The sequence below is a fragment of the Bacillus cereus genome (assembly GCF_025917685.1).
In the GTDB taxonomy this organism is placed as follows: Bacteria; Bacillota; Bacilli; order Bacillales; family Bacillaceae_G; genus Bacillus_A; species Bacillus_A cereus_AT.
The window spans coordinates 3,039,892-3,053,083 of sequence record NZ_CP089518.1; the positions used below are offsets into that span (position 1 = coordinate 3,039,892).

Genomic DNA, 13,192 nt, shown 5'->3' on the forward strand with positions numbered 1-13,192 from the left:
TCGTTTACAAGAATATTTCTCCTGTTATTATCATTGGACATGTTATATTCGCCGCTTATGTGAATACGAGAATGGCTCATTAATCCTTCTAAACAGAAAAAAACAAAGATGCGAAGTCATAGAAGAGACTTCACATCTTTGTTTTTTTAAATGAATGAAAATCCTCCGTAAGGTCTTTACTACAAGCGTAACACCTTGCTGCTTTATATCCTATTTTTCTAAACGGAAGCCCCATCCTCAGTATTATTTTGAAAATAGAATGATCAAAATGGGTTTACTTATCTTTCTCCATATATTCTTTAATCTTTCGTTCTTCCCACTCTTTTCCGAATATCCCAAATGGAAAAGTTGTCAAACCGTGTATAACGATACCGATCCCCCAACCTCCAAGTGGATATAAAAACCATAATTTACTTGAATCAGAGCTTATATTTATGAAAAAAAGCATTAAGTTCACTAGTATATAGACCGTTAAATGAATGTAAAATGCTTGTAAATTCTCCACTCTTTTTTTAGCTCGTAAATAATTCTCATCTCGCTCCATATGTAAACACCTCTTTCATTATTGGATTTTTTAAATTCGCTCCGATTTAAACATCATATTCTAATCGGAAATCCCTTATTCTCAAAAAAACACAAAATAAAAAATACCCATCAAATTGTCATACACATGATAATTTAATGGGTACTGCATGATACATTTAGTTTTTACATTTATTGTTTAGAGTAAATTGCAAATAACGACTTATACTCGCCTTATTAAGACCAAATCCAAACATCATCATTATTTTCAACGTTGCTCTTTACCTCATAAACCTTTTCGATATGATCCGTTGTGTTCCAGTTAATAGAACTTCCACCCCAGCCCACATACTTCATATCAATTTTCACTTTCTCACCCGTATTAAATACTTGTCCCTTTGTAAGGTACACTTCAATAATAGATTTCTTTCCATTTACTGATGGATACTGAACAACGACATATTTAGTAGCACTGTCTCCCTCATCTTCCATCGTTCCTACTTTTGATACTTCTCCAATCACATAATCAGGTGAGCCATCTTCTTTCATGTGCATACCTAACTTGTTTGTTGTATTCTCAACTGCAGTTGCAACCATATATTCTGTAAAATTACGCATCATAGATCCAGTAGCTTTTACTTCATCTCCTACTTTCACGTTTGAAAGTGAATCCATATATACACTAACAGGTTCTTCGTATTGCTTAGATTTTACTACAATCACACCATTATCTACTTCTATTACTCGTCCTTCTAACATCGAGAAATTCGATTCAATAGAAGCTGCACTCGCTTTTGTTACTTCTAATCCTGGTAAATTCGTTCCTGATAATGCTGCGATACCTAAAGCACCTGCTAAAATTATTTTTTTCATACCCATTATGAAACATCTCCATTCATGATGATTTTATTTGTTTGATTGGCTACGACCAACCTGTAATCACTATAGTTACAGGTCATAAAAATAACAACCACTTTTCCCATGCGATGTTATATACTGTAATATTCAAATATAAAGCATACGATTCTTACACTTGTGACTTTCATATAAAGTTAAATAAAAAAGGCAGTGTAGATTATTCCTATATCCAACACTGATGCTAGATTCTTAAATGACAGCAGGTGTATTTGTTGATGATGGAGAAACTAATGTCATATACAATGTTCTTCAATTCTACGGTTTGTATAATCGTAGTTCATTACATTATGTAGGGGCGGAATTCATATGTTAATAAAACCAAAAAGATTACAGGCAGGAGATATTGTAGCAACAGTAAGCGCTTCATGGGGAGGAGCGGGTGATTCTAAGCTAAGATGGCGTTATGAGCAAGGAGTAAAGAGATTAGAAGAAGTATTCGGTCTTAAAGTTATCTCAATGCCAAATAGTTTAAAAGGTAGTGAATACCTTTATAAAAATCCACAAGCTCGTGCGGAAGATTTAATGACAGCATTTAAAGATACGCGTGTTAAAGCAATTATTACGAATATTGGTGGCGAAGATAGCATCCGTTTACTACCTTATATTGATTTTAATGTGATACGTGAAAATCCGAAAATCTTTATGGGGTACTCTGACGATACCGTTTCGCACTTGTTTTGTCATAAAGCAGGAATTTCCTCTTTTTACGGTCCAGCAATTTTAACCGATTTTGCCGAAAATGTAGCGATGGATTCATATACAATTGAAATGGTAAATCGGACTCTCTTTTCAAATGAAACTATTGGCGAGATTCAACCATCTCTTGAATGGACGAGTGAGCGTTTAGAATGGATAGAGATGAATAAGAATAAACGGCGTACAATGCAGCAAAACAATGGATATGAGCTACTTCAAGGCTCTACCACTATACAAGGGCGCTTAATTGGTGGTTGCATTGAAGTACTGGAATTTGCAAAAGGAACGGAACTTTGGCCTGAGAAAAAACATTGGGAGAATAGTATCCTTTTCTTTGAAACATCTGAAGATCATCCAGAACCAAGTTATATAAAGTATTGGTTGCGGAATTATGCAGCGCAAGGCATTCTGCAAAAAACAAAGGGTATCATCTTTGGTAAACCAAAAGACGAAACATATTATGAAGAATATAAGCACGAAATACTGAAAGTTATGAAGGAGCATAATTTAGAAGATTTGCCGATTCTTTATAATTTAAATTTTGGCCATACCGAACCAAAGTTTATTTTACCTTACGGTGCGATGGCAGAAATTGATTGTGAAAATGGATCTTTCCGTATTTTAGAAAGTGGTGTGGAATAAAGTGAAACTATAAATAAGTGGGGGTTTTTCACCCCCACTTATTTATTACATCCATTTGGTTCCTTCTCCTACTAATTTAAAGAATAATCCCTGAAAAACTCCCCTTCAATACTTCTTTTTCAAGTTGATTCATACATGTAAACATCGCAATAATCTTTGTACGATTTTTTTCATCGGGTTCAAATTGTTCAATAATTACATCACAACGAATCGTATCCCCGCTAAAAACAGGGCGTAAAAATTCAAAATCCATCTTACGAGCTAATACATTATGATCATCGCCAATTTTTGTGGGCAGTGTTGATGTTAACAGCCCTTGTACAACAAATCTCCCTTGCTCATCCGGTGTAACATGATGAATTCCCTCATCCTTAGATACTTCTGTAAATAAAACAACATCTTCTTTTGTAAAAGTTCGCTCAAAGGTGATTTTTTCGCCTACTTGCAATTTCATCGATACCCCTCCTCAAAAAACAGTTCACAATTAACTAAACTCCTGTTCCCTTTGTTATATAAGAAAAACCGAAACTAAAAATCATTTCGGTTTTTCTAAACTATAGAAGTCTATATTTATCCCGCATTAACGGTCAGTAAGACTCCCGAATGCGAGAAACCTAGGTGGGAGATAACTGCCCGTAAATGCCCGATTGGTTCAACTAATAATCAGTGGGGATGGACAAAACCCCCACTGATTAAAGTTTCACTTTACTTTAACGAATGAACAAACAACCCGCTACGTAGTTTCGGTTCAAACCACGTTGATTTTGGCGGCATTACTTCTCCAGCGTCAGCAATTGCTAATAAAGCTTCCATTGATGTCGGATATAATGCGAATGCTGCTTTATATTCACCGCTATTTACAAGGCGTTCTAGTTCTTCTAATCCGCGGATTCCTCCGACAAAATCAATGCGTGAATCAGAGCGCGGATCATGTATTTCAAGTACTTGGCTTAATAAATGATCTTGCAGGATAGATACATCTAAACCTTTAACGAGATCATTCGCATCAAACGTTTCCTCTTTCACTGTGATCTTATACCACTTCTCGTTTACATACATACCAAATGTTTTTGGCTCATTTGGTTTATATGGAGAAATCCCTGCTTCTTCTACATAAAAGTATTGTGCAATTTGTTTTAAAAACTGTTCTTCTGATAGGCCATTTAAATCTTTCACAACTCGGTTATAGTCCCAAATAGAAAGTTCATCATGAGGGAATAAAACAGATAAGAAGAAATTAAATTCCTCTTCTCCTGTGTAATGCGGATATTGTTCTCTCCGCATTAGACCAACTTTTGCCGCTGATGCTGAGCGGTGATGTCCATCCGCAATATATAGATTAGGAATCTCTTCAAATGCTGCTACTAATTTCGCAATCACATCTTCATCTTCAATCTTCCATGCAACATGCTCGACTCCGTCTTCTCCCGTAAATTTATAAATAGGCGCATGTTCTTCTTTCCAGCTTGCAATTAAGCGTTTCACTTCTTCTTTTGTACGATACGTTAAAAAGATAGGTCCCGTATTTGCGTCACACACATCTACGTGGCGAATACGATCTTGTTCTTTCTCATGACGCGTTCGCTCATGTTTTTTAATTGTATCATCCTCATACTCATCAATTGATGTACAAACAACCAGGCCTGACTGCGTTCTTCCTTGCATCGTCAGTTCATAAATGTATAGTGCTGGCTCTTCATCTTGAATGAACACTTCTTCTTGTATAAATTGCTTTAAATTTTCACCCGCTTTTTCATATACGCGATCATCGTACGGTGAAAGTGCCGGATCTAAATCGATTTCTGCTTTATCGACATGTAAAAAAGAATATGGATTCCCTTTTACAACTTCTCTTGCCTCTTCACTATTTAATACGTCATACGGTAAAGCTGCAACTTCTACTGCTTTTTCTTCTACTGGACGAATGGCCCGAAACGGTCGGATTTTTGCCAAGTTTCTCTCTCCTTTACACAATCATTCGAACGGCTACAACACCTGTAATTTTGCTTATATTTTCCACAATATTCTCTTTTATTATATCATCAATTCCGTTATCAATATCAATCATTGTGTATGCCCAAGAATGTTTACTACGATTAATCATATCGGCAATATTAATATGATGTTCTGCTAAGCATCCTGTAATTTGTCCTACCATGTTCGGAACGTTTTGATGCATTATTGTAATACGTTTCTTTCCGATATACGGAAGTTCTACGTTTGGATAGTTTACTGAATTACGAATATTTCCTGTCTCTAAATATTCACGTAATTGACGAGCTGCCATTACTGCACAATTTTCTTCAGACTCAGACGTAGATGCACCAAGATGAGGCGTCGCTGTTACATTTTTCATCTTTATTACATTTTCATTCGGGAAATCTGTTACGTAATGTGTAATAATATCTTCTTCTAACGCTTTTTGAAGAGCATTTTCATCTACAAGTTCTCCTCTTGAGAAATTGAATAGACGCATTCCTTTTTTCATCGTCTCTATAGCGTGTTCACCAACAATCCCTTTCGTTTGGTTCGTAAGTGGAATATGCAGTGTAATATAATCACAAGTTGTAAAAATTTCATCTAAACTAAATGCTCTTTGCACATGTGTAGAAAGACGCCATGCTGTTTCAACAGATATATACGGATCGTATCCGACAACATCCATCCCTAAAGCTAACGCATCGTTCGCAACTAAAGCACCGATTGCACCAAGACCGATAACACCTAAACGTTTCCCCGCAATCTCTGATCCAACGAATTGCTTCTTCCCAGCTTCAACAAGCTGTGGTACTTCTTCTCCATCCAACTCTTTCGTCCAGCTCACTCCGTTTATAATATTACGGGAAGACATAATAAGACTTGCGATAATAAGTTCCTTCACTGCATTAGCATTAGCCCCTGGCGTATTAAATACTACAATCCCTTTTTCTGTACAACGCTCAACAGGAATATTATTTACACCGGCACCAGCTCTTGCAATTGCCTTTAAATCTTCTGAAAACGCTTCTTGATGTAAAGAATAGCTTCGAAGTAAAATACCATCTGGATGACCTATTTTGTCTCCAATTTCATACCGATTTCCATCAAAAATTTGCAAACCCTTTTCCGCAATTTGATTTAACGTTTGAACACGAAACATATCCCCATCTCCCTATCTATTCTCAAGCTCAAATTCCTTCATATAATTTACTAATTGCTGTACACCGTGTACTGGCATCGCATTGTAAATACTAGCGCGCATACCACCGACTGAGCGATGTCCTTTTAGCGTAACGAAACCACGTTCTTTTGCATTTTGTAAAAATTGATTGTTCAGCTCTTCTGACGGTGTTGTAAACGGAATATTCATAAGTGATCGATATGTAGGATCAACTGGTGAAGTAAACAATTTTGATTCATCTAAGAAATTGTAAAGAAGTGAAGATTTCATTCTATTCTGTTCTTCAATCGCAGATATCCCGCCTTGCTCTTTCAGCCACTCTAATACAAGTTTTGTTACGTAAATACTAAAGGACGGCGGTGTATTATATAAGGAGTTATTTTTGCTGTAAGTTTCATAGTTTAACATCGTAGGACAAGAGCGATCTGCTCCTCCAATTAAATCTCTTTTTATAATTGCAATCGTTAAGCCCGCTGGCCCTAAATTCTTTTGCGCTCCCGCATATATAAGACCAAACTTCGAAACATCATATTGTTCTGATAAAATATTTGAGGACATATCCGCAACGAGCGGTACTTTATCTACATGTGGAATGTCCACATATTTCGTCCCCTCAATTGTATTGTTCGTTGTTATATGTACATAATCTAGTTTTTCATCGCCTAGTAAACCATCCAGTTTAGGAATTGTAGTAAACTTCTCTTTTTCAGAAGAAGCAATCACTTGCACTTCTCCAACTTTTTCAGCTTCTTGCAGCGCCTTTTTAGACCATGAACCTGTCAGTACGTACCCAGCTTTTTTATACGCACTCATTAAATTTAACGGTATCATAGAAAATTGTAATGACGCACCACCTTGTAAAAATAAAACTTCATACTCATCAGGAATGTTCATTAATTCACGAAGCAAGCTACTCGCTTCCTCTATAATACTTTGAAAATAAGAAGATCGATGACTCATTTCCATAATAGACATGCCTGTCCCGTTATAATTTACAAGCTCCTTTTGCACTTTCTCTAAAACTGGCAAAGGGAGTATAGATGGTCCAGCTGAAAAATTATACACTCTCTCCATCACCCAGATGACCTCCTTATTTCTCATTTTTATTAATTTTTAAACTTTCTGAATTATACCTCACAATACAAGACACGGTCAATTTGTTTTCTATTATTACGGTGCAAGACGCAATGGAATCGCTTGCACGTGCATACTATATATAAACATACAAAAAAGTGTTAAGTACATAATCGTACTTAACACTCTAATAATAAAAGAATAATAGCTAATTGTTCGTAAAGAACCGATCAAAAATTTGATAAATAGCAGAAAGACCAAAGAGCCAATAAATAGTGTCCACAAGCGCCGGCATAGAACCAAACCATTTCTCAACTACATTGTAATCTAACGCCACAAACAACCAATTCAAACCGCCAAGAATCACCAATATTACTGTAAGGTAAGACAAAAATTTCATTATGATTGCCCCCTAGGTGATAAGATGGTGAAAGGCCTTTCACTAAAATATATGTAATAGATTCTAAAACTTACCTATTTTATAAAAATTATTTTCGATACCATCCATTAATAACTGCCTCTGCTTCTTTACTATGTATTTGATATGAATGATTACTATCATTTGAGCCAATAAACCATATTGAAAACCCTTTAAAATACGGCTTCGGTTCTAATACATCACGGTAAGCACGCCACCCGTTAAGTTGTACATCTTTTGAAAACACATTCGTAACATCTGGGTTCCACGGATTTTGCAGTCCAAGTTCACGTGCTGGAACGTTAAATCCACCAAAATACACTGGCTTTCCTGTTGTTTTATGTAATTTCTCAAGTTGCTGCACGACATTTTGGCCACGATTATATACTGTCGTCGCAAATAAACTTTGTTTTACTTCTTCGTACGATGGATTTCTTTTTCCTGAAACTTCAAACCAACTATCAATACTTACGATGTCCACCTTTTTTAAATACGGGCGATTTATTTTTTCCAGAAACTTCGCTTCATAAGATGGATCAAAGCTTGCAGTTAACCACCAGTTCATTTGATACAAAACATTTCCTTTATACTGTTTACGAACAAAATCAATTGTATCGCTCCAGTATCCTTCTGCATATTCCATATTCACGAAATTAGAAGCAATCTTGAGTCCATACACATTGTATTTACTAGTAATGGAATCAAAAATATCTTGTAAAACAACCGTTTTCCAATTCCAGAAGAAATCGTTAATATTACTCGGGTTCCATTCCGTCTCTCCAATATTTCCTTGCTGAATAAACGGGAACGGCTCCACTATAACTTGAATATTACGCTTTAATAATTCTTGAATTAAAATAATAGCTTGTTTCTTTTGCGCCTGATTAATTACCATATTAGCAGAATTCACATTCGGAATATCAACTTGGATCGGTACATTCACCGTATTTAAATTCAAACGCTCCACATCTGCTAACACTTTCGCTACATTGCCTACTTCCCATACCGTTACGTTTCCTGATTTTATTTTTCCAGATTGAACAGTATTTACATCCGCCTGTACCTTTCCTTGGAAACAAAAAGAAAACAACATGATACACACTCCTAAAATACTTACTAAACTCTTATTTTTCTTCATAACTTCCCTCCCTGTAATTTTTGGCATTATTAATTATTTTATACAACATTACACATATATTCCAGAAATATATGAAGTGGAATTTTTATTAAAAGAAATACTGTTCAACCTCATTCATTATTTATTCATATCAGCCTCCTAAAAATAGTAGGGAAAATTTCAAAAGAGACCCTTACATATAGTAAAAGTCTCTTCTAACATTATCGCGGCTTTAAAGTTAATACTTTTCCTTCAATTCCGTCTGTATTTAAAGTAGTCTTATGATAATCTCCATTGACCCAATCATCTATTTGATCATGATACCAATCGCTTCTAAAATGTCCCGACTGCCCCGGTCCTACTATATGATAACCGTTTGACATATCTTTCGTATCAATAACAAATCTCCAAGAAGCACCATGATTTACAATACCGTTATCTCCGTAACTCGCTGCTTGAACGGTAACTTGACTTCCGCCTATCGGAACTGCTTTCTCACGATTAAATGCAAGTAATGCTAACATACTAGATGATTTCGAAATTGGATGCGTAAAAGCAAGTTGATGGTAATCGCCCCACTTCCACTCTGCAACATCGGGTCCATATTCCTTCTGTAATTTCTTCATTACATTCTCGTACGATGTATGCACAACTTTCGTGAAACCTCCGTACTTCGTAAACCAAGCGCTATTTTCTCCTGCTACTTGTTTTCGAATCAATTCATCAACAACTTGTGACTTCCCTTCAAATAACTCCATCACATCTTTCGGTATTTCTTTTGAAAATAACGTATTCGAAATTTCTTTCATTAACAAATGGTATATTAACGGTGCCGCTTCATCTTTACTATCGTAATAATTCCACTTTGTTAATTGTTTTACGCCTTCTTTCTCTACTTCATTTAAAGATGCTTTATTTAACTCCTTTAAAAATATAGGAGCAAATTCTTTCCCGTATAAATTTTTTTGATCCATCTGTAAATCTTCTAAATCTTTCACCGTATATTTTTCCTTCTCTTGTAAAAACTCTTGAATACGCATTTGTCTATATGGTTGCGCCCACGTATTACTAATATGGTATGGATAATTATCATCAACAATCTTATTATTTGCAGTTGAAATAAACCCTTGTTTTGGATTTATTACTTTTGGAAGCTGATCAAACGGGATATAACCTTCCCATTCATATTCATCTGTCCATCCTGGCACTGGCAAACTACCATCACCTTTTTTACGCACTGGTATATTTCCATTCGCTTTATAAGCAATTGTGCCGTCGTTTGATGCAAATACAAAGTTTTGAGTTGGTGTATGAAAGTCTTGAAGTGCAGTTTCAAACTCATCCCAATTTTTCGCTTTATTCATATTTAGTACAGCCTTTAATTCAGCGGAAGGCTCCAAAGCAGTCCATTTCAAAGCGAATACTGTTTTCGTTTTCTCTTTCCCTTTATCCGCAAACTCTGAAATGACTGGACCATGCCTCGTAACAGTCACGTTATAAGGAATTGTTTTCCCGCCTTTTACTTTAATAGATTCATCAACAACTGTAGCTTTTTCCCACTTATCGTTATACAAAAATTCATTTTCATTATTAGGATTTTTCTTCTCAATATATAAATCTTGCACATCAGGACCTGTATTCGTAACGCCCCATGCTATTTTGTCATTATGACCTAATATAACACCTGGCACTCCCGCAAAAATAACGCCACTCACATGTAAATCTTTCATTTCAAGTTGTGATTGATACCAAATAGAAGGCGTCGCAAGAGATAAATGAGGATCATCCGCTAAAATCGGCTTACCAGACGCACTCTTCTCACCGCTTATAACCCAATTATTACTACCATTAAACTCAGGCGGAATTACCGTTTTTGCAAAACTTTGTGCTACATTCACATTTGTATTTTTCAGTTCAGCTAGCAATCTAGGCGCATCTTTCGGATATGTAGGAAATAGCTCATTTGCTTGCTCTTTCGGTAGGTTTTTCAGCGCCCAATATCGAAATGCCTGCCCGTGCCAATGTCCGCCCAAATCAAACGCCATATACTTTCCAATCGTTAAAGAATCCACAATTGACCATTCAGCAGGCTCATAGCCTAGTAAAGTAAACTCAACCGGCAATATTTTTTCCTGTTTCGCCTCGCGTATAAAAGCGTTCACTCCATCAGCAAATGACTGCAAAGCGTATTTCGCTTCCCCATCATATTGACTAACAGACGCTTCTGCCGCTCGCCGTAAACCGAGCGTTCGAAACAACTTATCCCTATCAACAGCTGCTTCCCCAACAACCTCACTTAACATTCCAGAAGCTTGCCTTCTACTTAAATCCATTTGGAACAAACGATCTTGCGCTTGTACATACCCTTGCGAGAAATATAAATCATGCGCATTTTCCGCTTTAATATGCGGTACACCTTTACCATCCCGCTTCACCGTAACAGCATGTTGTAAATCATCGAGACTTATCGTTCCATCTATCTTCGGCATAGATCTAAGCGTATACAAGTTCAAAAAAATCGCAGCACAAATAACTAACAAAAGAACGATACTACTAGACCAAATAAAAATTCTCTTACCCCTAATTCGTTTCTTCTTTATGACGACTTCCATATCCATATAACCCCTCCTTTCTCAAACTATTCGCTTCTATCGTGAAAGAACCTTTTAGAAAAGAAAAAATCCTTGCTCTCTCATACTATGGATCATACAAACTGAATACCGCTCTCGTACGCACTACGTCCTTTCCTTTACTGAATTTTACTCGTCCTTTCTTACACCAATTCCTCAAAATCGCCTTTACATAAGCGAACGTTCCCTTATTATTTTCAAACGCAATTTTAAGTGCCTCTAGTACTCTATCTCCTGAAATCCTTTGCATCCATTCCTTTAATTCCTTCACGATATATGGAGTTAGACTACTTATATTTTGTTCGTAAAATTTGTAGACTTCACTTTGCGGAGTGGCATCCTCTACTATTTCTATTTCTACCTCTTCTGCCTCTTCATTCTCTTGAATAATCCCTTGTTGTGAATTACTACTAACCTCTTCCTCTGGCATACCAAAATACTGAAGTAATAATGGAATCTTGCATTCTTCTTCAAGACATTTACGCAAAAACTTATGTAGGAACTCTTTACTTTTCACCATTTTCAGCTCACGTAATACACATTTCTCTATGTTCGCATTAAAAATAGGATTATAGTGTAGCCAATTCATAATGAATAACTCTTTCGTTTCCGCATCATATAAAATCTTCCCGTATTCCACAAACCGGTTCAATAACTTCTCAACAGTCTCCATACTGTAACCAGTCTCAAGCTCTGCCAAACACTTCGGTAATATGTAAATACCACATTGCTTCGTCTTCGTACCAGTTAACAAATATATGTAAAAATAACGCTCTTCTGGCGTTAAATCTAAAATGAATTCATCTTGCCAAAAGTTCACCTGCACATTACGGTACACTGCCATCAGTTTCCCTCCCGCTCTTTACTAGTAAAAAGGAAAATTCCAATCCTTCAATATAAATATAGGAATGAGTAAACGGTTTTGGCATTCGATTTCCAATTTTTTTTACTACTACTACGCCGGTTTTATTTTTTCGCACTTGTTTTGTTCTTGTAGTTGTTCTTGTAGTTGTTTTTGTTTTTTCTTAATGATTTATTACTTGGTAGGTGCTTATGAGGGGCTTTGAAGGGGCTTATATAGTGTTTTCATTCCCCTCTTATCTGATATCTAATTACAAATGTCTCCAACAATCTTCATACATTGCAGACAACCATTATGATTCACCTGCTCATATTTACCCGAAAACAAAAAGCACTTGTTGCCTTCATAGACAATTCAGTGCTTAAGGTTGAAAGTTTATAAATAAGAGTGTCTATAATCGACATAGTTGATTGAAATATTTATTTTAGTAACGATAATATGATACATACCGTATTATCTACAACTGAACGTTCTGGGCGAGATTTCATTAACACTGTTAATCCAATTAATGAAGTGACTAGCGTTTGCGCCAATGCTTTAGCATTCACATCACTTTGCAGTTCTCCAGACTGAATACCTTTGGCGATTAATTCTTGAAATATAATTGCAAGGTACATTTGATGTTCTCTAGTCAACACTTCAAATTTTTCATTATGAGGAGAAAGCTCAACCATTGTGTTAATACAAAAACAGCCTTTATTTGATTCTCTTTTATATTCCTCTTCCACCATATTTTCAAAAAATGTACGAATGGCCTCTTTTACAGATCGTTCTTTTTGAAGTTTTGTTCGAATGCTGGTCGCATGTATATTTATGTATCTCCGTAATGCAGCTTCAAACAGCCCTTCTTTATCACCAAATGCCGCATATAAACTCGGTCTTTGTATTTCCATTTTAGCAGTTAGATCACTTAATGAAGTAGCAGCGTATCCTTTCTCCCAAAAAAGTTGCATAGCAGCATCCAAAGCTTTTTCTTTATCAAATTCGCGTAGTCGAGCCATTTAACCCCTCCTCTTTTTTCACCTGTTTTCTAAATTACAAATCACGTTTTTATGTACCAATCAGTATATTATATATCGTATTAAATTATAAATAATATGTCAAAAAAACTGAAATTACTTTACAATTCATTTGACATATTAACTTATCCCTG

12 protein-coding genes are annotated in these 13,192 nt (G+C 35.9%); 1 reads left to right on the plus strand and 11 read right to left on the minus strand.

Translation table 11 applies throughout. The annotated features are described in order from the left end of the window. Nucleotides 1-274 precede the first annotated feature (274 nt). Together LUS72_RS15775 and LUS72_RS15780 are read right to left on the minus strand one after the other, a co-directional pair. Complete coding sequence (locus LUS72_RS15775) at nt 275-544, minus strand: 2TM domain-containing protein (RefSeq protein WP_097830319.1); 270 nt, start codon at nt 542-544, stop codon at nt 275-277. 215 nt (nt 545-759) lie between these two features. Then, nucleotides 760-1,401, minus strand: coding sequence for a hypothetical protein (locus LUS72_RS15780; RefSeq protein ID WP_264447117.1), 642 nt, complete (start codon nt 1,399-1,401; stop codon nt 760-762). 345 nt (nt 1,402-1,746) lie between these two features. Between LUS72_RS15780 and LUS72_RS15785 the strand changes: the two genes are divergently transcribed. Continuing rightward, nucleotides 1,747-2,778 carry a S66 family peptidase gene (locus LUS72_RS15785; protein ID WP_097830321.1) on the plus strand — a complete coding sequence of 344 codons (1,032 nt, stop codon included), beginning with the start codon at nt 1,747-1,749 and terminating at the stop codon, nt 2,776-2,778. A 76-nt stretch (nt 2,779-2,854) separates the two neighbouring features. Here the strand turns inward: LUS72_RS15785 and LUS72_RS15790 are convergent, their stop codons facing one another. The 9 genes from LUS72_RS15790 to LUS72_RS15830 form a co-directional block, all read right to left on the minus strand. Then, nucleotides 2,855-3,232 (minus strand): hotdog family protein, encoded by a 378-nt coding sequence (locus LUS72_RS15790; RefSeq protein ID WP_264447119.1) that lies wholly within the window; start codon nt 3,230-3,232, stop codon nt 2,855-2,857. Between the two features lie 251 nt (nt 3,233-3,483). Continuing rightward, nucleotides 3,484-4,731, minus strand: a complete 1,248-nt coding sequence (locus LUS72_RS15795; RefSeq protein WP_097830323.1) for a DUF1015 domain-containing protein — start codon at nt 4,729-4,731, stop codon at nt 3,484-3,486. A 13-nt stretch (nt 4,732-4,744) separates the two neighbouring features. After that, nucleotides 4,745-5,917 (minus strand): 3-phosphoglycerate dehydrogenase family protein, encoded by a 1,173-nt coding sequence (locus LUS72_RS15800; protein ID WP_097830324.1) that lies wholly within the window; start codon nt 5,915-5,917, stop codon nt 4,745-4,747. A gap of 12 nt (nt 5,918-5,929) precedes the next feature. Continuing rightward, nucleotides 5,930-7,012 (minus strand): 3-phosphoserine/phosphohydroxythreonine transaminase, encoded by a 1,083-nt coding sequence (gene serC / locus LUS72_RS15805; protein ID WP_097830348.1) that lies wholly within the window; start codon nt 7,010-7,012, stop codon nt 5,930-5,932. A gap of 208 nt (nt 7,013-7,220) precedes the next feature. Continuing rightward, a complete protein-coding gene (locus LUS72_RS15810; RefSeq protein WP_000670802.1) occupies nt 7,221-7,412 on the minus strand; it encodes a DUF378 domain-containing protein in 192 nt (63 codons plus the stop codon). Nucleotides 7,413-7,500: 88 nt separating this feature from the next. Then, nucleotides 7,501-8,568, minus strand: a complete 1,068-nt coding sequence (locus LUS72_RS15815) for a glycoside hydrolase family 113 (protein ID WP_097830325.1) — start codon at nt 8,566-8,568, stop codon at nt 7,501-7,503. Between the two features lie 200 nt (nt 8,569-8,768). Beyond that, nucleotides 8,769-11,159 (minus strand): penicillin acylase family protein, encoded by a 2,391-nt coding sequence (locus tag LUS72_RS15820; RefSeq protein ID WP_097830349.1) that lies wholly within the window; start codon nt 11,157-11,159, stop codon nt 8,769-8,771. A gap of 85 nt (nt 11,160-11,244) precedes the next feature. Then, the gene (locus LUS72_RS15825) at nt 11,245-12,021 is read right to left on the minus strand and encodes a DnaD domain-containing protein (protein ID WP_264447128.1); all 777 of its coding nucleotides are present in this window, start codon (nt 12,019-12,021) and stop codon (nt 11,245-11,247) included. A gap of 437 nt (nt 12,022-12,458) precedes the next feature. Continuing rightward, nucleotides 12,459-13,040, minus strand: coding sequence for a TetR/AcrR family transcriptional regulator (locus LUS72_RS15830; RefSeq protein WP_097830327.1), 582 nt, complete (start codon nt 13,038-13,040; stop codon nt 12,459-12,461). Between the last annotated feature and the right edge of the window lie 152 nt (nt 13,041-13,192).